Annotated in this window: 32 protein-coding genes; all 32 read left to right on the top strand. The window is 32.0% G+C overall.

Annotated elements, in window-relative coordinates:
* The 32 genes from AC6H4V_RS11830 to AC6H4V_RS11985 all read left to right on the top strand — a co-directional run bounded on the left by AC6H4V_RS11830 (position 1) and on the right by AC6H4V_RS11985 (position 21,966).
* Positions 1-1,086: a PD-(D/E)XK nuclease family protein gene (locus AC6H4V_RS11830; RefSeq protein WP_497608001.1), complete on the top strand. Its 1,086-nt coding sequence runs from the start codon at positions 1-3 to the stop codon at positions 1,084-1,086.
* Between the two features lie 282 nt (positions 1,087-1,368).
* A complete protein-coding gene (locus AC6H4V_RS11835) occupies positions 1,369-2,388 on the top strand; it encodes a hypothetical protein (protein ID WP_497608002.1) in 1,020 nt (339 codons plus the stop codon).
* A 95-nt stretch (positions 2,389-2,483) separates the two neighbouring features.
* A complete protein-coding gene (locus AC6H4V_RS11840) occupies positions 2,484-2,624 on the top strand; it encodes a hypothetical protein (protein ID WP_497608003.1) in 141 nt (46 codons plus the stop codon).
* A 10-nt stretch (positions 2,625-2,634) separates the two neighbouring features.
* A complete protein-coding gene (locus AC6H4V_RS11845) occupies positions 2,635-3,741 on the top strand; it encodes a toprim domain-containing protein (RefSeq protein ID WP_497608004.1) in 1,107 nt (368 codons plus the stop codon).
* An 82-nt stretch (positions 3,742-3,823) separates the two neighbouring features.
* Positions 3,824-4,027, top strand: coding sequence for a hypothetical protein (locus AC6H4V_RS11850; RefSeq protein WP_497608005.1), 204 nt, complete (start codon positions 3,824-3,826; stop codon positions 4,025-4,027).
* A 132-nt stretch (positions 4,028-4,159) separates the two neighbouring features.
* Entirely contained in the window at positions 4,160-5,266 is a 1,107-nt protein-coding gene (locus AC6H4V_RS11855) for a DNA polymerase III subunit beta (protein WP_497608006.1), read from the top strand.
* Positions 5,250-5,528 (top strand): hypothetical protein, encoded by a 279-nt coding sequence (locus tag AC6H4V_RS11860; protein WP_445696777.1) that lies wholly within the window; start codon positions 5,250-5,252, stop codon positions 5,526-5,528. Before AC6H4V_RS11855 ends, AC6H4V_RS11860 begins: the two co-directional genes overlap by 17 nt.
* A 9-nt stretch (positions 5,529-5,537) precedes the next feature.
* Complete coding sequence (locus tag AC6H4V_RS11865) at positions 5,538-5,780, top strand: hypothetical protein (RefSeq protein ID WP_497608007.1); 243 nt, start codon at positions 5,538-5,540, stop codon at positions 5,778-5,780.
* A gap of 1 nt (position 5,781) precedes the next feature.
* Positions 5,782-5,976: a hypothetical protein gene (locus tag AC6H4V_RS11870; protein WP_151944470.1), complete on the top strand. Its 195-nt coding sequence runs from the start codon at positions 5,782-5,784 to the stop codon at positions 5,974-5,976.
* Positions 5,977-5,987: 11 nt separating this feature from the next.
* Complete coding sequence (locus tag AC6H4V_RS11875) at positions 5,988-6,296, top strand: hypothetical protein (RefSeq protein WP_497608008.1); 309 nt, start codon at positions 5,988-5,990, stop codon at positions 6,294-6,296.
* Entirely contained in the window at positions 6,293-6,457 is a 165-nt protein-coding gene (locus AC6H4V_RS11880) for a hypothetical protein (protein WP_497608009.1), read from the top strand. The genes AC6H4V_RS11875 and AC6H4V_RS11880 overlap by 4 nt, the downstream gene beginning before the upstream one ends.
* Entirely contained in the window at positions 6,457-6,834 is a 378-nt protein-coding gene (locus AC6H4V_RS11885) for a hypothetical protein (RefSeq protein ID WP_151944468.1), read from the top strand. Before AC6H4V_RS11880 ends, AC6H4V_RS11885 begins: the two co-directional genes overlap by 1 nt.
* Entirely contained in the window at positions 6,834-7,025 is a 192-nt protein-coding gene (locus tag AC6H4V_RS11890) for a hypothetical protein (RefSeq protein ID WP_151944467.1), read from the top strand. The genes AC6H4V_RS11885 and AC6H4V_RS11890 overlap by 1 nt, the downstream gene beginning before the upstream one ends.
* A gap of 101 nt (positions 7,026-7,126) precedes the next feature.
* Positions 7,127-9,874, top strand: coding sequence for a helicase-related protein (locus AC6H4V_RS11895; protein WP_497608010.1), 2,748 nt, complete (start codon positions 7,127-7,129; stop codon positions 9,872-9,874).
* A gap of 107 nt (positions 9,875-9,981) precedes the next feature.
* Positions 9,982-11,139 carry a hypothetical protein gene (locus tag AC6H4V_RS11900; protein WP_497608011.1) on the top strand — a complete coding sequence of 386 codons (1,158 nt, stop codon included), beginning with the start codon at positions 9,982-9,984 and terminating at the stop codon, positions 11,137-11,139.
* Positions 11,140-11,283: 144 nt separating this feature from the next.
* Positions 11,284-12,045, top strand: a complete 762-nt coding sequence (locus tag AC6H4V_RS11905) for a hypothetical protein (protein ID WP_497608012.1) — start codon at positions 11,284-11,286, stop codon at positions 12,043-12,045.
* A gap of 59 nt (positions 12,046-12,104) precedes the next feature.
* The gene (locus AC6H4V_RS11910; RefSeq protein WP_039659269.1) at positions 12,105-12,353 is read left to right on the top strand and encodes a hypothetical protein; all 249 of its coding nucleotides are present in this window, start codon (positions 12,105-12,107) and stop codon (positions 12,351-12,353) included.
* Positions 12,343-12,687 carry a type II toxin-antitoxin system PemK/MazF family toxin gene (locus AC6H4V_RS11915; RefSeq protein ID WP_497608013.1) on the top strand — a complete coding sequence of 115 codons (345 nt, stop codon included), beginning with the start codon at positions 12,343-12,345 and terminating at the stop codon, positions 12,685-12,687. The genes AC6H4V_RS11910 and AC6H4V_RS11915 overlap by 11 nt, the downstream gene beginning before the upstream one ends.
* A gap of 192 nt (positions 12,688-12,879) precedes the next feature.
* Positions 12,880-13,923 (top strand): DUF6094 domain-containing protein, encoded by a 1,044-nt coding sequence (locus tag AC6H4V_RS11920; protein WP_497608014.1) that lies wholly within the window; start codon positions 12,880-12,882, stop codon positions 13,921-13,923.
* Positions 13,924-14,067: 144 nt separating this feature from the next.
* Positions 14,068-14,388 carry a hypothetical protein gene (locus AC6H4V_RS11925; RefSeq protein WP_497608015.1) on the top strand — a complete coding sequence of 107 codons (321 nt, stop codon included), beginning with the start codon at positions 14,068-14,070 and terminating at the stop codon, positions 14,386-14,388.
* An 8-nt stretch (positions 14,389-14,396) separates the two neighbouring features.
* A complete protein-coding gene (locus AC6H4V_RS11930; RefSeq protein ID WP_497608016.1) occupies positions 14,397-14,567 on the top strand; it encodes a hypothetical protein in 171 nt (56 codons plus the stop codon).
* Positions 14,560-14,835, top strand: coding sequence for a hypothetical protein (locus tag AC6H4V_RS11935; protein ID WP_428017954.1), 276 nt, complete (start codon positions 14,560-14,562; stop codon positions 14,833-14,835). Before AC6H4V_RS11930 ends, AC6H4V_RS11935 begins: the two co-directional genes overlap by 8 nt.
* On the top strand, positions 14,832-15,509 hold the full coding sequence (locus tag AC6H4V_RS11940; RefSeq protein WP_497608017.1) for a hypothetical protein: 678 nt from the start codon (positions 14,832-14,834) through the stop codon (positions 15,507-15,509). Before AC6H4V_RS11935 ends, AC6H4V_RS11940 begins: the two co-directional genes overlap by 4 nt.
* Complete coding sequence (locus tag AC6H4V_RS11945; RefSeq protein ID WP_497608018.1) at positions 15,493-15,951, top strand: hypothetical protein; 459 nt, start codon at positions 15,493-15,495, stop codon at positions 15,949-15,951. Before AC6H4V_RS11940 ends, AC6H4V_RS11945 begins: the two co-directional genes overlap by 17 nt.
* Position 15,952: 1 nt before the next feature.
* A complete protein-coding gene (locus tag AC6H4V_RS11950; protein WP_497608019.1) occupies positions 15,953-16,267 on the top strand; it encodes a hypothetical protein in 315 nt (104 codons plus the stop codon).
* A gap of 79 nt (positions 16,268-16,346) precedes the next feature.
* The gene (locus AC6H4V_RS11955; protein ID WP_497608020.1) at positions 16,347-16,817 is read left to right on the top strand and encodes a hypothetical protein; all 471 of its coding nucleotides are present in this window, start codon (positions 16,347-16,349) and stop codon (positions 16,815-16,817) included.
* Positions 16,810-16,953 carry a hypothetical protein gene (locus AC6H4V_RS11960; protein ID WP_497608021.1) on the top strand — a complete coding sequence of 48 codons (144 nt, stop codon included), beginning with the start codon at positions 16,810-16,812 and terminating at the stop codon, positions 16,951-16,953. Before AC6H4V_RS11955 ends, AC6H4V_RS11960 begins: the two co-directional genes overlap by 8 nt.
* Positions 16,950-17,591, top strand: coding sequence for a hypothetical protein (locus AC6H4V_RS11965; RefSeq protein WP_497608022.1), 642 nt, complete (start codon positions 16,950-16,952; stop codon positions 17,589-17,591). Before AC6H4V_RS11960 ends, AC6H4V_RS11965 begins: the two co-directional genes overlap by 4 nt.
* A 695-nt stretch (positions 17,592-18,286) precedes the next feature.
* Positions 18,287-20,158: a group II intron reverse transcriptase/maturase gene (gene ltrA / locus AC6H4V_RS11970; protein ID WP_497608023.1), complete on the top strand. Its 1,872-nt coding sequence runs from the start codon at positions 18,287-18,289 to the stop codon at positions 20,156-20,158.
* Positions 20,159-20,262: 104 nt separating this feature from the next.
* Positions 20,263-21,015 carry a hypothetical protein gene (locus tag AC6H4V_RS11975; RefSeq protein WP_497608024.1) on the top strand — a complete coding sequence of 251 codons (753 nt, stop codon included), beginning with the start codon at positions 20,263-20,265 and terminating at the stop codon, positions 21,013-21,015.
* A 140-nt stretch (positions 21,016-21,155) separates the two neighbouring features.
* Positions 21,156-21,344, top strand: coding sequence for a hypothetical protein (locus AC6H4V_RS11980; protein ID WP_497608025.1), 189 nt, complete (start codon positions 21,156-21,158; stop codon positions 21,342-21,344).
* A gap of 49 nt (positions 21,345-21,393) precedes the next feature.
* A complete protein-coding gene (locus AC6H4V_RS11985) occupies positions 21,394-21,966 on the top strand; it encodes a hypothetical protein (RefSeq protein ID WP_497608026.1) in 573 nt (190 codons plus the stop codon).

The raw sequence follows: 21,966 nt of genomic DNA on the forward strand, positions 1-21,966 counted from the left end.
ATGACAAAAGATGAATTAGGTGAGCTCATTGATAAAAGTAATGCTTATTACTCAATATGCTCTTTGATTGACAATAATCGTGGTCGAAAAGTAATTATTAGACCTTCTGGTGTACAAACTTTTTTGGCGAATCGATTAGCTTGGGCAACAGCACAACTTCTTGGCTTGTTTTTTGATGGAAATGATAGTACTCACACGGGTACAGCATTGCATATTGCAGCGGATCATTTTTATCAGAACAAAATTCAAGGCAAGGTTGCAACATTTAAAGAGTGTATGCTTGTGTCTGCTAGAGCTATTAGGTATATGTGTAAAGCAAATGAGCGATACTCCATATATTGTGAAGCTAAAAGATTATTTGTACAATATTTCGAACATGCACTACTTCAAAACCCTCTTTATTCTGAGATGCCCTGTGGCATTGAATTAGATGAGTGGTTAGAGGTAAAAGGCACACTCGATAGAATTGAAGTTGATGAATATGGCGAACATATCGTTGTAGATATAAAAACATCAGCTTCCAATGTATATGGCATAAAAGTTGAAGAACCTACAGAACTAGTAGAGCTAAAATCTCAAAAAACTCTTTTTGAAAAAAGTATCAAGGAGCAGTTTAAGCCACTCAATTCAGAAAAAAGACTCAAAAAAACATCTGATGAGAGAAAGATTGAGATTGAGAAAGAAATTCAAAAATTTGAAAATGAATTAGAGCTTCAACTCTCTTTATTTAATGAAAAAATCAAACCTTTAGAAGATGAAATTGCTCATCAACAACACTTAAACGATTGTATTGCAGCTAAGGCAAAGTATGGCTTTCAATTAGCGATTTATGCAATGCTTTATCAAATAGAAACAGGTGTAGAGATACACAAAGCAAGAATAGAGTTATTAGTAAAAACCAAAGAACCAAAATTAAGGGTATTTGAGTTTGAACTGGATGACTTAAAAGTAAAAGTTGATGCAATTTTACTTCATATAAAAGAGGTTTTAGAGTATTGGAATAATGGTGTTCCCGCTTCTGTACTATTTGGATTTAATCCTGAAAGTTTCAGAGGTAGTGAATTAAAAGAATTTTTGGATTTTTAAAGTAAGTAAGATCCCCCTCACAAGACTATAACAGAGTCGTTTCTGTCTTTGAGGTAGGCAATTACTGAAATTTTATCGCTTTTTGTCTTATTGTTGCCTTACACTCCAAATAGGGGAGAAAAATATTTCCCTATATTGGGTGGATATTTTCTCTTCTTTTGAAGCTGTAAAGCTTATAAATCAACACAATCCCTCTCATTTAAAAACAATCAAATCCACTTAAAAGTGTTTCTTAGTGCAAAACAGATTTTGGGAAATCTGTAAGTGGTGAAGGAAAATATCATGGCACAAAATATTCAAACTTTAACAATTTTCAATCCTGATTCTTTCAATAGGACTTGGGATATGGCTAATCAATTTGTCGGTACAAAATCTACTCCAAATACTTTACTTCCTAAAGCATATCAAGGTGAACCTGGTGCATTTTTAATAGCACTTGATATTGCAAACGATCCTAATGATCCGCAAAGAGTTCTAACTGTTATGCAAAACCTTGACATTATTCAAGGTAAACCCTCTTGGTCCTCTACTTATGTAATCGCAAAACTTAACTCATCAAATAAATTTCCTGATGGTGTTGATTTTGAGATGAAGGACTTAGGAGAGATAGAGGTTGAGTATGAAGATTGGGGAGATATAAAAGGTCAAAGAGTTAAGAAAAAACTCAAAGTTCACAATAGAAGTTGTTATGCGTATGCAACTAATCGTAGTGGCAAACTTATTAAGGGTGCAACTATCGATATGGTTATGGCTGTTAAAGAGGGTTGGTATCAAAAGAATGGCTCTAAATGGCAAACAATGTCTGAGCAGATGTTGATGTATAGAGCAGCTACTTTTTTCGCAAGAGTACATGCTCCTGAAGTGTTACATGGGTTTAAAACTGTAGATGAAGTTATTGATATTGAATCTTCAGATACCCTTGCAATTACTCCAGCACCCTCAAAAGAAAAAGCCAAAGCAACTCCAGGTGGATTACTTGCAAAAGCAAATGCGGCTGTAAGTGATACTCCTAAAGCTTCAAATACAGATGAAAGAACAATTGATGTAACAGTCATTGATGAATCATCGAATCAACAAACACAAATTAATGCAACATCAAAAAATGATGAAAAATCAAAATCTCTTCCTCAAAAGCTTTTAGCCTATTTGGAATCTCAAGGTTTAACAAGAGATGAAGCAGGGGAGTTTGTAAAACAAGGGTTGAAGATTACCTCAAATGATGTGGATCAGATTCAATTGTTACTTGCAAATACAGAGGTTATTGACATCAAGTTGCAAGAGTTTATAGCACAAAAAAAATAGCAAAAATCTTCTAAGGAGCTTTTAGCTCCTTAAACATTCACTAGTCGTCAGACTTATTCAAATTATACAAAAAAATCAAACACAAAGGATGAAAGATGAAAATTTTAGTTGTAGTTGCAATGTTTTGCACAATATTTTTTTCAGGAATTGAGGTGGTTTCAAAATCTATTGAGGATGCGAAATCAAGAAATAGTTATATGGAGAATGTTTTAGACAAGCTAGAACAAAAGCAGTAAGGAGCTTATCATGACTACAACCGCAGAAGAATCTGCTGCTGTGGCAACAATGCTTGGATTTGAAGTTAATAGAAATTTCAAATTTCATGTTCACTCTAAAGATACTGAAGATTTTTCCATTTATAAAAAGAATGGAATGTTCAAGTGTTGGACTGGAGCATTTGATGGCGGAGATGCCATAGCGTTTGTAATGTATATCAAAGGTTGTGGGTTCAATGAGGCTAAAGAGTTTGTTCAAGAAGCAATAGGGCATAGTGATACTTTAGTTTTTAAAGAACATGCAACTAAAAATGGTAGTTTAAGTGCAGATGAGAAGCAACCTATCCCACAAAGCTATTTAGAAGCTTTTATAAACAGTGGAGATGAGTACTTTAATGAGTTGAAAAATCTTTTTACAGGTGAAGTAGATGGTAAGCAATTGCCTGTATGTGATTTTGAGTCTGTCAAAAAGATAGCTTCAAAATTTGAGATTAAATTTGTAGAAAAATCAAAAAGATTGATTATGCCTGTTAGAAATCTATATGGCGAAATTATCACTTTTTGGAAGTATAAAAAGTATGGTGAAGTCTATATTAATAAAGATGGCAAGGTTATCAAACATAAGAAAGTTTTGTACTCAAAAGAGAGGCATCGTCCCCCTTTTGCTATTGCTCAAATGCTTGAGTATAGAAAAAACAAAGATGAATATGTTTTGATAACTGAGGGTGAAAAAGATGCATTAGTGGCATATGCAAATGGTATTAGAGCTATTTGTATAGGTGGTGCCGGTGCTAGTGTATCTTTAAAATTTGAGTATCTTGAACTATTTAGAGATATGAAAGTAATCATCGCAGGTGATTATGATAAAGCAGGTTTTGAGTTTAATGAGAATCTTCAAGAGCAACTCAAATCTGTAGCAAAAAAGGTAGTGGTTTTAGACTGGGTTACAAAGTCAAAGAAAGAGGGATTTTCCCTTTTTGATAAATTTGATCTGAGTGATTATTTTGCTTGGAAATACAGTAAAACTGTAAATACTCAAGTAAAAATGTTCAAATCTATTCTGCCTACATTGTACACACATATCTCTTATGACAACACAAATTTCAATACAACTGTGGAGTTTCCTCTTAGTTGGTAAGTAGCTGGTGAGCCAGAAAATATATGGCTCACAATGCCTTTGTTTTCTGTCTTTTTTTTCAAAAATCAATACAAGGAAAGGTATGCAAGCAAATTTCGTATATAGAAAAATCAAAGATTTTAATCCAAAAACAGGTCAATATGAATCGGTTGAAAAATGGGTTTTAAATGTCAAAGAAGATGAGAAAAGTGAGCCTGTAACATTTTACTATTCATCAAAAAAACAGTTTTTAGAACATCTAAAGGCTATTGATGAACAAAAATCAAAAATGAGTAAAGCTTCTTAACTCTCTTTCATATCGTAACTTTCGTAAATTAGGCTGTAAGCCACTACAAATATAGTGGCTTATGGCTACTTCTTTATATCTTGTAGTGGTTTATCAATTTAACAAATATCAAAAAACATAAAAGGGTAAATCATGAAAATTAGTGTAAATACAATGAGAATATTAAATGCGGTTGCAACTGCAAGTAGTTATGTTGCTAAAGATGGAGAACATGCAGGAAAATTAACAATAAGTGGCATCGATGGTCATTTAGAAGTTAAGGTTACGAATTATGTTCAAACAGTAGTACTTAGAAAAATTCCTTTTTCTAGTTCTGACATGACACTTGATAGCATTGAAGCATTTAGTATTGATGGGAAAAAACTTTTAACAGCACTCAAAGCGGTTAAAACTGAGAACATAGAACTTGAAAGAAGTTCAGATATTTTGCAAATAAAAGCAGGTCGTTCAAAGTTTAAAATCAATCTTTTTGATGAAGTTCAAGAGGTTGAGATTTCTAAAAAAGGAAAGTCTCTTGATATTGGAGATAATCTAATTGAAAACTTCAAAAAAGTAATCCACTCGGTTGGTATCAACATGCCAAAATATGAGGTAAATGGAGTACTTATCGAGATTAAAGGCGGTCTTTTAAATACAGTTGGAACAGATACTACAAGATTATCTTTGGTAACTGCAAAAACAAGCAATGACGACATGGAAATAATCGTTCCTAAAGATGCCATTAGCTCAATTATAAGGCTATTTGGTCATTTAGATGTTACTGCTTTTGTTGATGAGACATCATTGACAATTTCAACTGAGATTTTAGATTACAGCACAAAACTAATTAGTGGGAAATTTCCTGCTTGGCAAAGAATAGTTCCTCAATCTTTTACTCAAAAGTTTACTATCAACAAAGATAAGTTTGCAACTTTAGTCAAAGAAGCTTCATTATTTGATACTCAAATAACTGTAAAAATTAAAGATCAAAAGATTTTAATTAAAGATTTCGATGGCAATACGGAAGTTGAGGATACTGTAAGTGATTCAAATATTGATATGAATTTTCATGTCAATGCAAAAAATATTTTAGACTTCATATCATCATATAGCGATGATGATATAACTATTGGTTTTAACCATTCTAACCTTCCATTTGTACTTATTGCAGATACTACATACAAAGAGATTGTGATGCCTATCATTATTCAAGACGAGAAAGTAATTGAACAAGGAGAGGACAATGCAAAAGCTGCCTAATCATGTTCAAGTTCACAAAGTCTTTGGTTATTTTTTAAAAAAAGTAGGAGTGTTTCCAAAATTTCGTAAAACAAAATACGGATATAGCACATTTGATGGAGTTTGGAGACTTTTTCTTGATACTTTGACAATTACACAAACAAAATCTATCAAGCTATTTAATGGCTACGACTACGATACAAGATCTGAAGAGAGCAAGTATATGATAGTTAATGATGATGGTGTAATTAAAATCAAATTTGTACTTAGAAAAGTCTATTAGGAGAGTGTTATGGCAATAGAAGTTCAATTAATAGATATCTACTCAAAGCCTTCAGATTTTAAAGTCTGCAAGGCTTGTAAGAGATTAAATTGGTATGAAAACGAAACCTGCATCAATACAGATTGCATTAGTAATTTGTTTGATGATAGTGAGGGTGAAGTTGAAGAAGCTTTTTCAAATGAATGGCTTTATTGGCAAGATGAAGAGGGTTACTCTGAAAAAGAAGCTGATAGAGTTTTTTTAGAGGTGTAAGATGAATATAGAAAGAGAAAATCAAAAGTACAAAGAGTGTGGACCATTTAATGTCGCACTCGATTATGTTTCATTTGAAGATGGAACATATGAGTGGCAAGTAAGCATAGAGTGGACTGATGGTGCACCAAGTACGGATATGGATTTTAAAACATATGATGAAGCTTTAGCGGAATATAACCGTTGGGGCTTTTGAAAGGATTTGTTTTGAAAAAGGTCATAAATTTGAATGGTGATAGCAGATTTACTAGCCCTCCTAGTTATTCAGGATGGTTAGGAAGCTGTTGGTTTGAAGAGGGAAAAACAGAGGATAGAAATAGATACATTGAACAGATTAAGAGTGAAAAAATCTCAAAAATCAAATCAAATAATCTAGTACTTGAATCAGTGAGCGGTAACTTGATTAAATTTAGCAAAGTTGATGGGAATACATACACTTTTTATTCATTTACATTTGCTGGACAAAGAGAGTTACAAGAGATTTTAAAAAGAACAAATAGTAGGAGAAAAGTATGAAACATTTAGCAATAAAGTTTTGGCTCATTTATATTTTAGGGTTTGCAGTTATTAGTGCATCAGCACTTATGGCACATGAAACATTAGGTAAAAATTTTTCCAATTCTGGTTCAATTTTTACAAGAAGTTTTACAAATTTACTAGTTGCAAGGGAGTTTTAATGGAAGCAACGAAAGCTTATCTCAACCAAGAGTATAAAAAAGGTTTCAAAGACTGGACATTACCTTATTTGCAACATATGCATATTAAAAATCATCCTGTTTCAAAAAAAATTACTGATGCAATGAACAAGCGTTATTTAGAGCTTTGTGCCATTACATTAGAAGAAGACGGTGCTGTTCAATTTGTTTATAATGGGTTATTTTATGATCTGTTTGAATCATCTTGTGAAGATGGATGGGTTGTTAATGTCTATCCAAACGACAAAGACAAAATCTTTGATGAAGATAATCAACTAATCGATGATGAGCAAGTTGACGGTGGCTTATGCACAGGTAGTGCAAAAGATGCTGTTTATTTTATGATAGGAGAGGTTTGATGTTAAGTGATATAGAAATAGATAGTGGAACACTTGAAATTAGCGGTTTTGATGTAAGAATTTACAATAGTGAAGTTAAAAATGCATTTCAAAAGATTTTGCATTGCATTGAAACTGATGGTGATATTTTGAGTGATGGAGAAGTCATAGATATGATTCATTCATATCTTCAAGCAATTCATGTTGAATAATTAAATGTTGCCTACAGGCACGAATTTATTTTGTGCCGGTGTGGGGACAAAATAGTTCTGTCTTGTAGGTTTGATTGAAAAATTTTAGTCAAAGGACTTACATGTACATTGAAAAATTAGAGAGTTTAATTTCGCAGAATAAAGACATATTCTACAAAGAGCTAAAAGAGGTTATCAAACCCTCTTTTGATGGTTTGGATAATCCTTCAAAATATACAAATATTGTTCATAATATGCTCAAAAAAGCTAATAGAAAAAGTTTTGCTAGACAAGCAAGATTAGTATCTGCTGGCGTTGAGTATATTACAAAAAAGAGCAATAAATCGTTACTAATATCAGCTGAAATGGGTTCTGGAAAGAGCGACATGGGAGTAAAAATCTCTATGGCTGATAAATTTAAAGTCAATTTTATTTTATGTCCTCCACATTTAGTTGATAAATGGGAAGATGAGATAAAGGTCAATTATATTGATCATAAGTCATTCAAAGTAATTAAAGTCAATAGATGGGAAGATTTAATCCCTTACACAAAAAGAGATATGAGAAAAGATGGTATTAAATACTATTTCATTATCTCAAGAGAAACAGCAAAACTTGGCTATCCAAAACAACCTGCTATTAAAATCTCATTCAAGCAAATTATTAAAGAAAAAATGCTTGATGGCGAGTCTTTAATGGTTAAACAACTTGTTAAAGTTGCTCGTTGTCCTGATTGTTATAGTGTTTTGGAAGAGGGTAATAGTGAGTTTATAGATACTTCTACTATCCCTTATAAGTGCGAATGTGGAGCTGTTTTAAGAAGTGTAGATAGAACGGTTAGTCCTAATATGCAAACTAGAATTAGTATTGCAGAGTATGTAAAAAGAACTTGGACAAAAGGTGCTATTGATCTATTGATAGTCGATGAGATTCATGAGTATAAAGGGGGTAATACCGGTCAAGGAAATGCTTTAGCACAACTTGCTTCAATGAGTAAAAAAATCGTTGGACTGACTGGTACTCTCCTAAATGGTTATGCTTCAAGTTTATTCTATATCTTGTATAGATTAAATCCTAATTTGATGAAAAAAAGATTAGGTTATGACTACAATCAGGTTAAATTGTTTGTAGAAACATACGGAGCACATGAACAAATAGTAGAAGCAAAAGAGGTTACACACGAGGGTGTAGTAACAAAAATGGGTAAACAGATTTCATTAAAGGAAAAACCTAAAATTTCCCCTTATTTATTATCGGTTCTATTGGATATGACAATATTCCTTAGGCTTGATGAAATTAAGATGGATGGTGGTTTAGGTTTACCTGATTATGATGAGAGCATCGAATTAGTTGAAATGGATGAAAATCTAAGAAAACCATATGTGGCATACCTTGGAGAAATTTCATCAAGAATTAGAAAAGACAAAAGGTTTTTAGGGAACTTAGCAACAGATGCTATTGCAGTACCTGATATGCCTTTTCAAATCCACTCTGCACAAAATGAGATATTCTATGAGCCTGAATTTACAAGAGAAGATTATGGCTACACTAACAAAGAGAAGAGACTTCTTGAGATTGTCAAATCAGAGTTAAAAAATGGTAGAAGATGCCTTGTGTATGTTCACTTCTCTAATAAAGGAGTAGGGGATGACATAACAGATATGTTAACTAAAGAGCTTCCTCAATATTCCACAAAATTTCTTTCACCTACTATTGCAGCAAAGAAAAGACAAGCATGGATTGAAAAAAATCCTAGCGATGTTTTGGTGTGTAATCCAGAACTTGTAAAAACAGGTCTTGATTTGTTGCAGTTTCCCACAATTATATTTTACGAGACTACTTATAATGTGTTTACACTCAAACAAGCAAGTCGTAGAAGTTGGAGAATAGGTCAAAGAGATGATGTTAAAGTAATGTTTATGGCCTATGAAAATACTCCTCAGCATAAAGCTTTGGAACTTATTGGTGCAAAAGTGGCTGCTGCAAATTCACTTGAGGGTAGATTATCAGGTGATGATGATTTATCAAGTATGGCTGATGAGGATGACAATATACAGTTAGCTCTCGCAAAAGCTATTTTAAAAGGTGAATCTGCATCTAAAGATATACAGATGAACTCTATTAAGAACTTCGGTAATGATAGAGATTGGGATAACTTTGAACTTTGGTACAAGGAACAGATGGAGCTTTATAAAGAGCTTCCAAAACCTAATAGTGAACCAAAAATCGTTGAAGATTTATTCAAAGATTTTGAATCGGTTAAAACAGTAGCATTTAGCAAAGATGATAGAGATTGGCAGATGTATAAAAATATGGCTAAAGAGCTTTTAGAGATTTATCACAATGGAAATTTGTATGGAAAACAAAACAAGTACATTGATGATAAAGGAAAAGAGCAAACATCATGGTCGTATGCCGGTGGAAGTCATTGTTTTGAAAGATGTGATGAATATAACAATGGGTTGGTTGATGGTCTTTCTTACAGTATTAATACAGTAAGTAGTAATTACTGCATTGTAAATGGTATTGAGATATATAGGGTTAAAATAGGGAAAGCTCCTTTTGAGCCTATTTCTAATTCAAAAATCTTAATGCCAATTTTAAAATTTGAAGAGTTTATAGATGAAAGTAAAGAGGATATTGAAGCACTAGCAAACTTGATAAAAGAGTTTGTTAATTCTCATAAATCAGAAAAAGCTGTTATTGCTGATTCATTATTTGATTTTGATGAAGAGCTTACTTCAAATACTTTCTTCTATTATTCAGGCAAAGGTAAAAACAAGAAAAAAGTTGAAGTTAATTCAGCAGATCTTGTAGGTTATGTTCCTCCTGAAGATTTAAAAGGTGGGATACAACTAAGTCTTTTTTAGAAAATTGTTTTAAATAATCGGCAAAGATAGCCACATTAAGAGATTAATAGTGGCTATATGCCCGTTTTCTCTTTTGTGGTTATCAATAAATTACATGGAGAAAATAGATGTCGCAATATAAATTAAGTGATAAAGTCTTAATAGAAGGACTTTGGTGGAAAGTAGTTGAGAATTGGAAACACAAAGATACTTTATGTGTGGAAAATCCTTCAAGAAGTTATGATGTAAGACCTATTGGTGAGATAGAGCACTTAATCGAAGCTCATGAAAAATATGTGCCTAAAATTAGATACAACGGTGCTGTTGCTGATATGGAATCTTATATCAAAGATGGTGGAACACTAGTTTATTTGGAGTGTGTAGGGCAAGAGTACATGGTGAAATCAATCACTTCGGTACTTATGCAAGGTCGTGTTAGAATGAATGATCATGCAGTTGATGCTTCATTTGGCTTTTTTGATATAAATAAAGCTGGTAATAAAAGAAAAATGGTTTCCCTTGATGATGGAGTAGCACATGCTATTTTATATTATTCACCTTCTATCAGTGATGTTGGTTTCAATATACTTATTGGAAGGAGTAAAGAGGAGCTGTTGCTTTCATTTGCAAGTTGGCTTGAAAAAAGTCAACCGCTACCTTATCCTAAGCATCTTACTCACAAAATATATGAAAAATTACAAGATAGGTCAAAAATAATAGCACTTCAAACATTTAATATTGAAGCTGTAAAAATAGACCTTACTATATTAGAAGATGAATACAACGATATTCAAGAGATGATTTTAGAAGTTTGTAAAGAAAATTCTCTAATTAGTCCTGATGCAGTTCCTCTAAAGCCAAAAGCACCATTACCTAAATCTCCGTATTTAACGCAAATTCAAGTCAAAAGAATCTTTGACACACTAGATAAGATGCCTAAGACTTATGAGCTTGATGGTGTAGATATAAAACCTGTTGGTTTAAAACTATTTGGACCGAACTTCAATTTATATGTAGTTGAAGCAGATAAAGGAAGTTATGAAGATGAATTTGAAAGCATGCATACTCAATGTTTTGGGTATGTTGAGAATTTGTCTGCTCCTGAGTGTTCGGAGTGGGGGTATATCAATATCCCTTACTATCTTGAAATAGGGGTAAAAGTTCCTGCAATTGGTACAAAAGGTGGAATTGTCGTTGGGTTTGAGCAAGATCTTTATTTTGAAGATAGATACATTACTCAAAGTGGGAAAATTCTCACTAAAGAGGAGATGGAGCGTCTAAAATGAATAATTCAGCAGTATAAAAATTGATTCGTTTATAAATTAGTTTTTCTCCTTTAATGGAGTTCAACCTTTTAGGTTATAGGACTCCATTAAAAGGATTCCTATTGCCTATTTTTTTAGAAAAAATTAGTCTTTAGGGGGCTTATTATGGATGCAAGAAACTTTTTAAAAGTTCAAAATTTCAAGTTAAAAGTTGAGAATTTTGAGTTTGAGGATGTAAAATTTATGACCTCTACTCAAAAGTCTAAAATCTACAAAAACTTTGTTTCATTTTTAAATAACCACTTCAAACCAACAAGTTTCAAAAAAGATATTTACGAACATTGTCACTTACATTGTGGCTTTATTGCTCATTACAATATTAATGGGTTCTATGGTGAGTATTTTGGGACAGCTGCAAGATTTCACAAAATTGCTAATGGATATGAAAAAGAACCAACAGAATATGATGGATTCTATGTGGGTGGTTTAAAGCATGAAGGCAAAGATAGTTTATCTGCAAAACAAGCTTTTTATCAGATATATGAAGAGCTTAATGGAACAAGAAATGGTTTAGGTGCATTTTATGACACCATTATCAACAATAGAAATTACGGTGGATATGGAGATTATGCTGATTTAGATAAAGCTATCAAAGATGCTTTTTATAAGTACCTTGAAACTTGGAGATATGAAATCAAACTGGCTATTAAAGCTTATGACAAATTCTCTAAAGATGAAGAGGTATTAAGACTTCAAGAAGAACAAGAAGAAGCTCGAAGAAAAGCAAAAGAGTTGGAAATTCAAGCTCAAAAGATAGAAGATAAACTAGTGGAGCATAGCTCAAGCATATCTACTTCTTCAAATACTACAGCAGTACCTAAAAAACAACTCTCTTTATTTGATTTACTAGAGCAGGAGGTAGCGTGATTGACAATATGTTAAAAAAGATGGTAAAATATACCATAAGAAAACAATAGGAGTATAAAATGGTATTAGCTCAACAAGAAAAAGTAACCATCACTCTGCCTACTCAAATAAAAGAAGAGGTAGCAAAACTCAAAGATGAGATGAAAATCTCAATGAATAGTATCTATCAAACTGCCATACAAGAATATGTAAAGCAAAAAAATAGAGAAAAATTAAGACTTGAAGCTTCGCAAATGGTAGAGGAATATAAAACAAATCCTGAGATGATAGAGCTTTGTAATTTTGAGGAGGATATAGTTGAATACTAAAGATATCTATTTAGTTGATCTCAATCCTACAAAAGGTGCTGAAATAAATAAAGCAAGACCTTGTATTATTGTCAGTAATGATGATGTTGGTGTTTTACCTTTAAAAATAGTTGTACCCTTAATTGGTTACAAAGAGCATCATAACAAAAGTTGGCTCGTTAAAATTGAACCAACGAAGAATACAGGACTATCAAAAGATTCAACAGCTGATCCTATGCATATTCGTTCTGTTTCACACGATAGAATATTAAAAAAGATTGGCCATATTGATGATGGTACTTATTTAAAACTAAAAGATGCCATCAAAGTAGTACTAGATCTACAGTATGAATAAGCTTTAAATCCTAAAGATTTAGGATTTAAAATATTTTCTTTTCAATAAATTAAAACACCACTTAAAAGTATATATGGGAGATTTTACATTTTCCCTATATGGGTTTGGTGTTATGTAAATTCTTCCATTTCAAAAAAATCTAATTAATCATTGTAATCTCATAAATCATCATTTTTAAAGGGATATTTATGTGTGTTGCAATCTACAAAGGAACAAATAATGGCTAGATTAGCTTGTGAAACAAAAATGGGGTTTTATCCAACAGATATAAAAACCATTCAAAAAGTAATTGATAAAACTCTGCTTTTACCTGAAGCGAAAACTGTTTATGCACTAGATTGTTGTGCAGGTGAGGGAGAAGCTATAGAGTTTATAGGCAAAGAGTATAAATGTAGAACATTTGCAGTTGAGCTTGATGAAAATCGTGCTAAAAATGCTTTTGATAGGAAAATTGACAAGGTATTAAATGCAAATGCTCTAAGTGGTGTTAGAAAATCAAATCATTGGGTCGGAATTAATTTTTTAAATCCTCCATATGATTTAGATGCAATGGGAAATAGACTTGAAATTGAATTCATCGAAAGATGGGGACTTACAACAGCTATTGGCGGAGTTTTATTGTTAGTTATTAATCCTTCATCTGCTGATGAGGAGATGGCTAAAAAACTACAATTACAAGGATATAAGCCAATTATTTCATTCTATGATCCAAACAATGAAGATTACAAAAAGTTTGGACAATTTTTTATCGTGTTACATCAACAGTTGCCAAACTTCCGTTCCCCAATACCTAAGTTTCTTAGTTTATTTGAGAACCCTTTAAACATCGATGATGATATTGATTTTGAAAAGATCACTATTAAAACAGGTGGTGAACCACAAATGTTTAAAGAGATTGAGATTCCAAGATGGAAAGTAGATGAGCACTTAGCAAAATCTAAACTCAAAAAGATATTTTTTGATGAGCTTAGACGTGCAAATTTACTAAATTCATCCATAGAACATCCAAATGAAGGTCAAGCAGCAATTTTAATTGCTAGTGGTGCTTTGAATAAAGAGGTTACTTTAAACAATGGTGATCTTGTAATTTTAAAAGGCACTAGTACAAAGGTAAAGAGTTCGGTTGAGCAAAGTGATGAAAAAGGAAATATCGACAAAGTTAAAATTGTTGATTCTTACAAAACAGTTGTTTATGGATTAAATTTAACTCATGGACAATTTGTTAAATACGAATAGGAGTGTCAATGCAAATGGTTTAGCATATACACTAGCATTGGCCTCACAAATTTAATTTAATACCCAAAATAGGGGAGTGATTAACACATTCTCCTATGTAGGGTTTGTGTTATATCACTCCAGAAAAATATATGGAGATAAAAAATGATAAATAATACAAATCCCTACAAAATTCTTTTCAAAGAAGATGTAAATATTAGTCAACTCAACAACACTACTAAAATAGTTTCTTTGAATGTAAATCAATTACACCCATTGCTTCTAAAAGAGCTAGACCAATTAGCTGATTTTGTGCCAAATGATCCTGCATATATACATGCTTGGATATTCACTTATGAAACAGTATCTTTGATTGAGAATGAAGATAATTCAATGCAATCTAATACGCTTTTGGCATTAAAAAATGCATTACTTTCTTTACTTGATGCACATGAAGCAAAATATCTAATGTTAGATTTTGAATGAGGTGTGATATGAAGTCTAATAAAGTAAAAAAATGGTTCGTTCATTTTCCTGGTGATGTGTATGCAACAGAGTTTTTTGATTGTAAAAGTTTACAAGAAGTTAAAGACTCTGCTCGTAAATTTTTGGGAGTTTCACGACTTCCAAAAGGTACGCAAATTTGGGGGAATTGCAATGGATAAAGATAGAATTAAAATCACGACAAACCCTCCTTTATTTAAAATAGTTCCCACTTGGCACTTTATTATGCAGCTAATTAGAAGAGCTTTTGAGCTTTCAGTATTAGTACCTGCATATTTATATGTCAAAGATAATTTGGAACAGATTGAAAAAGACAAGGAGATAGAGTTCGATATAGGTCGTTCAACTATTGTGTATTCGGTTGATGAGCACAATACTATTCATCTGATAACAGGATGGGTAGGCAATAGAAATAAGGATGTTAGATGAGTGCTAGACAACCTAATTTATTTGAATTTGACCAAAATATTCATGAAACAAGTAGCACTGGTGCTTATAAGAATAATGAAGAAACTCAAGATTGTGATAATCTCGATGAGCTTCTAATAAAAATGAAAAAATTCATTGATTTAGGCATATTATTCCCGTCTGATTATTACTACAACATCGCATATTACAGAAAAGAGAGGATTTATCAAGACAATCAAGGTATGTATTGTCTTGACTTTGCAATATCTTCAGATAGTGAAAGATTATTGAGTGCTTTTGAGAAAAATCCTGCAATTACTGCTAAAGAGTTGCTAGGTGTTGGAATAGCTAATGGTGCTGTTAAAACTATTCAAAGGCATCTCGATGAAAATCCACATATTACTGCAAAAGAAATACTAACTAAATTCGGAATTTTTGATAGACCAACATATTGGACCTATGCAAAAAGTGACTCAATTGATGACATAAATTGTGTCAAAGAGCTTTTGATTGAATTTGCATCATTACGAGATTCTTTGAATCTTACTGATAAAAAATTCAATTTTATGAGAGTTAATAAAAGAACAAAGTTAGAGGATCAAACGGCTGTAATCCCTAGATGTTTTGATGGGTTATGTTTAGAATCAAATATGATGAAAATACTACAAGGTGTAAAAGATGGAAAAGAAAATTAAAGAGCATATTATGGATGATATTTTTTGTGAAAGACCATTTGAAGATAATGATTGGGATAGTTTTATGAAAAACTCTACATTAGAGTTTCCAGATAACTTTCAAGTGTGTCAAGAGTTTGAATTAGATAATGCACGAGATATTAGAGGACTAATGCAATCAAAATATGATGATTTAGTTCGTCTTGTGGAGTCTATATTACCAAAAAATATTTATGTGGTAGAACAGTTTGATGTTTGGTTTAGTGATTCAAGCAAAGTTGTTTTTGGAATGTTTGATACATACGAAAAAGCTCTTAATGAGATGAAGCTTGGCTTTGAAAAACTTTATCCTGGTTTCAATGCTGATATTTACGAAAACGGTGCTAATCAATTGATTAGTGACAGGTTTGAATTTGGTGTCATGATAAGTGAGTTACCAATCAATGTATTTGACGAGGTGTAAAATGGATAATTTAACATCAGAATTTGAACTATATAAGATTGCAAATGATTTTAGGTTCTATTTTTTACATCATCTTTCACAAAAAGCTTTTGAAAACTCTTGGAGATCTTCAATAAATGTACAAACTAATCTCTCTCAAAATGCATTTTATTTTTCTCAACAAGTTAAATATGATACATTGAGAGTAATTGAGGGAGTATATAGAGATATTCAAAATGTTCTAAAAAGTCTTAGAGATTTTGGTTTTGAGTTTGATGTAAAAACGGTAAAAAAAGGTTACTCAATAGAAGTAACAAATATTAGCTGGAAATATTAATTAACCCATACAAAGGGGTAGCAATACCCCTTTATGAGGGTACTTCTACCTCTTTAATATTACATATTAAGGAGAAAATATGTCTGCAAAAGAATATAAATTTTTATCTACTGTGAAAGTAGCAAATGATGTTGCTACAAAATATCCAAATTATAAAATCAATGGATTTACTCCAAAAACTTTAGCAAAGCGTTTAATATCAGGTAATAGTGAAAAAGGAAGTATGAGAGACTTCGGTTTTGAATATAAAACAATTCTTTTGAACCCAATTCAAAAACTTTTTGTTGTTCAAGAGGTGGTTGTTTTCGGAGATGAAGTCAGAAATATCACTGTTTTATTTGATAAAAGAATTGCTGAAGAATATACACTAACATACAGTAAAAAAGTGTATAAGGGAGTATGCAGTAGTAGAGGTGAAGAGATACATTTTGATAAATGTACAAGTTATGATGAAATATATGAACTTGCACTAGCCAATCAAGACTCTTTAGAGTTTATGGTAAAGCTTAATGAATTAGATATTACTTCTAAGGAGTTGTATCATGGCTAGAATAACACAAACTAGAGCAACTTCATATAAGTATAGTATTGAAGATGCACAAAAGGCATTTTTCAAAGAAAGAGTTATTGAAATTGGTTTTATTGATGGTAAGACAAAACAAGAGATAAAAGGAGAACACAAATGAGCTGTTGTGTAATTCCAAAAGCTAAAAAAAGTTCTTCTATCAAGCAATTAGACCAACTAAGAGATTATTTTGATTTTGTAGAACTTGAAGATTTAGAAAAATATAGAGTTCTCACTTTAAAAAATCAAGTTAAAAAAAGAGACACCATTATTGATTATGAAGTGTGGTTGCAGGTTAAAATTGCTTATGCAAGTGGGATGTATAGCAGTGGACATGAGAAATTGCTAGAGCATGTATGTACACAAATACTAGAATGGAAAGATAAACTTTTGTATTTTGATAAGCAAAAGAAAAGTGCTCAATTATCTTTATTTGGAGATGAAAAAACTGAGGATAAACCTCCAGTTAGACCTGAATCTGGTGAAGAAAAAAGTTGGACAAAATACTGGGCTGAAGAGAAAAAATACAAAAGAAAACAATTAGAAAAATTTAGTTTCTTTGAGTTGTGTCCATTAAATGGCCATACCTATGGAACTTATCAAGATATTGACTACAGAGAGCATTTACCAAAAACAAATAAGGAGATGATTAAGCTTGTAAAAGATGCCATTATAAGGGGTACTACAAGTGAAAAAGGTCATGGAAGATTTGATGATTTTTGGTGGGATGATGAATATAAATGGAGTGCGACTTGTTGAGTATTTAAAAGATACTCTGCTAACAGTCTTTAAACAGTTAGCAAACTGATTATTTGAAAAGTGGAATGATGGAGTAACGCCCTGAAACGCTTTCTCTGATACTACGGATAGCGGTAATTATCGTTAAATAATTGCGGTTATAAGCCCGTTGAAGTCGGCTGAGAGACACCCAAACAGGTCAAGCTGTGGAAATGCGAACCAGAGGTGGTCGAGTGTTGATAGGTCGGGAGTCTATAAAATAACTATGGTGAGAATGTATTAAAAGATACTGACGAATCTCCGAATGTAAGGTTCTAAATATATGAAATACAGAAATGTATTTATCGCCAATGGCGAGGTAAGTGTGGTTGAGTAAAAATTCCATTTATGAAAAACCATATAGTGTTACAGGCACTATCAAGCTTACAGGACTAAAGGATGACACCTAATGTTATATGTAAAGATAAAATAATCGGAACAAGGAAAGCTTAGAATATGGAGCTTTAACGAGTTATGAAGTATTGAGATATATAAATTCGCAAGATATTAAAATCTCTTAATCTAAGTGATAGTGAAGCCACGAGTGATGAAGCTTCTGTAATGGAAGTGGAGCAAAGGGCTTTAGTCGGAAGTATTTAATACACAAAACATTAAAACTAAAATTCAAAGGTTCGAGTAAGACTAAAAGAGGCAAAACCAATATAAAGGAGCCAACTTTGAGTAAGACTAAGAACCCAAAGAGACAAAAATTGAGAAATAATGAGTATTACGACTTTCAAAAAGTTCAAGATAACCTATATGCAAAGAGTCAAAATGGCTATATCTTCAAAAATCTAATGGATAAAATCGTTAGTGAAGCAAACATTTTACTAGCATATCGAAACATCAAAAAGAACACAGGAAGTAACACAAAAGGAACTGATGGTAAAACAATAGCAAATCTTGCTAAACTTGAAACCAAAGACCTTGTAATGCTTGTTAGAAATAAGTTGCAAAATTTTCAACCTCAAAAGGTAAGAAGAGTTAAAATCCCAAAGCCAAATGGAAAAACAAGACCTTTAGGAATACCTACCATTAGTGATAGGTTAGTCCAACAATGTATATTACAAGTAATGGAACCAATTTGTGAAGCAAAATTTTACAAACATAGTTATGGTTTTAGACCTCTTAGGAGTACAAAACATGCTATTGCTAGAGCTTACCACCTTGCACAAAAGGCAAACCTACATTATGTAGTAGATGTTGATATAAAAGGGTTCTTTGATAACATCGACCACGGGAAACTGTTAAAACAAATATGGTCATTAGGAATAAGAGATAAAACACTTATAGCCATAATCTCAAAACTCCTAAAAGCAGAAATAGAGGGAATTGGAATTCCAACAAAAGGCACTCCGCAAGGAGGTATCATCTCACCATTACTTGCAAATATCGCACTTAATGAGTATGACCATTGGATTAAATCCCAATGGGAAGAGATGATAACAAGGTACCAATATATACCACAAGTGAAAGCTAGTGGTTTATTGTATAATGATAATAAAATCAGAGCCTTGAAAAGAACCAAACTTAAAGAAGTTTACATAGTACGCTATGCAGACGACTTTAAGCTATTCTGTAGAAACCATACTGATGCAGTTAAAATCTTTGAAGCTACTAAGAAGTGGTTAAAAAAGAGACTCAAACTTGAAATAAGCCCTGAAAAGTCAAAAATAGTTAATCTTCGGAAGAATTATTCAAATTTCTTAGGCATAAAGTTAAAAGTTACCAAAAAGAAAAAAGACAAAAATAATAGAGATAAATTTGTAGTTCAATCTCAAATAGGAAACAAAGCCTATCAGCAGATGGTTGCTACAGTTAGAGAATACGCTAAGAAAATGCAGAAACCAAAAGATAATAAAGGTAGTAAAGCCGTAAATGCTTATAACTCTTATATTTTAGGGGTACACAATTATTATAATTGTGCTACACACTGCAACTTAGATTTTAGCAAAATCGCCTTTATTACTCGTGCAACTCTGAAAAATAGATTACCTCTTCGCAAGAAGAATGCAAATGACAAAATCCCAAAATATATGGAGAAAAGTTACGGAGATAGTAAGCAATTAAGGTTTCTATATGAAACCCCAATGCTACCCATAGGATATATTCAACATCAAAAACAGATGAACTTTAGTCAAAAGTCCATATATGTTTCAAAAGATAGAGAAGAAATCCATCAGAACCAAAAAGCAATTAGTACAAGTGACTTAAAATATTTAGTAGAAAACCCTATTCAAGGACAATCTGCTGAATATAATGATAATCGTGTATCGCTCTTTGTAGGACAATATGGAAAATGCTATGTAACAGGAAAACCACTCAATATAACTGAAATGCACTGTCACCACAAAAAGCCTCGTGCTTTAGGTGGAACAGATGAATATAAAAATCTTGTACTTATAGAGGAGAATATTCATAGGTTATTGCATTTAACTAAAGATGAGATCATTGCGGAATATGTCAGAAAACTTGGACTATCAACAAAAGAACTTGAAAAAGTTAATAGGTTGAGAAAACAAGCAAATATGCAGGAAATCTGTTTCTAAGGGTGATTAGAATTATAAAAGTTTAAATGTTTGAAAGTTAAATAAGTTCGATGGAACGCCGTGTGCGATGAAAGTCGCACGCACGGTGTGAAGCGGGGGAAAAGATGGAGATAACATCAAAATTTTACCTATCGCTATTGACTAGAGATGGAGCTTTAAGTGATTATGAAATCATTTCAAGGGTAAAAAATTTAGTCAGACTCTATTTAGTTCCATACCATAGAGATAGATATGTATCTGTAGATTTGTCCTATAGTCATTGGATTATTGAAGAAAAAACCGATTATAGGTTTTGGTTTGATGGTAGAAAAATTAATTCACATGGACATCATTGGTATGAAGAAAATGACTTACCCTCTTATGAACTTTATGATTTAGAGTTCATAGAGTGGCTTAGAGATTTTTTTAATATACCATATAAAGATATGATGAGTGATGAAGATATCCTTAAAAGCAAAGTTGTTGAAACATTACAATCGATGCTTTGGTATAAAAAAGAGGAATATAATTTATTTCAAAAGATTAGAACATGTAAAAATTGGAAGCATTTAAAAGCTGACTTTATGAGCTTTATGAAAAGCAATGACTTAGATTCCAATGGTGGCTCTAGTGGATATTGTATTGATGGTTTTTCGTCTTCTATTAATAGAGATGGGAAGTTGCCGGAACTTACAATTAAACAAAATATTTATGCAAGAGAACTCGCAGGTAGAAGTATCGATGAGCTAAAACGAAGCGACTATAATGATAAAGAAGTTATCGTATTTAGTATCAAAGGTGATGAGATTTTTAGGTTAGCCTATGAGCTTACTAGAAAAAATATTGATCCGATACAAACTACTTTATTTGATTTTTAAAAACTGTTAATCAGTTTTCCCCTTATTGGGGTTTTTTAAGTCTTTTTGGAAAGATTTAAAAGATTCCAAATCAACAATAAGTAAACTAACTTTATAGATTAATTAGATATAATAAATCATAATTTAAATGAGGTGTAACAATGAGAAAAACATCTAAAATAATTACGAGAACTCCTAAGCACAGTAGGTTTTTAAGAAGTTCTAAAGCTGATGATGTAGTAATTATTAAGAACCATCTTACAGCAATGGATAATGAATCAATAAAAAAAGCTTTAATAGCTAGTGGTATCTATGATACAAACATGAAGCTGACTGCATCTTTTAAATAATTTGAACTCAAATTCATTTGAATTATATACAAATAATCCGAAATTAGTTTTGGGTTTTCATGGTTGTGATGAAATAACAGCCAAATCTTTACTATCTGAAAAACCTACTTTTAAGCAAAGTAAAAATCATTATGACTGGCTAGGAAATGGCATGTATTTTTGGGAAAATGATCCTATAAGAGCATGGGAATATGTAAATGAAGCTAAATTAAGAAATCCAGATAAATATCCTAACCCAACAGTTGTTGGAGCGGTTCTTGACTTAGGACATTGCTTAAATCTTTCAGAAAATCACTATAAAAAGTTACTGAAGGATGCTTATTTTAGGTTTGAAAAGTTTGCGATAGAAACAGGTGCAGAGATGCCTAAAAATAAAGAAGCTTATTCAGGTGATCACGATAAACTTTTAAGGCCATTAGATAGAGCAGTAATTGAATTTCTGCATGCTACAAATACTGATGAGCAACAATTTGATTCTGTAAGAGGAATGTTTGTAGAAGGAGAAGAGCTTTATAAAGGAGCTGGCTTTCATGAAAAAACACATGTTCAAATTGCAATAAGAAATCCAATGATGATAAAAGGTTACTTTAGGCTTATTGATAAACATATGGAAATTGACTAA

It is taken from the genome of Sulfurimonas lacustris (assembly GCF_059705355.1).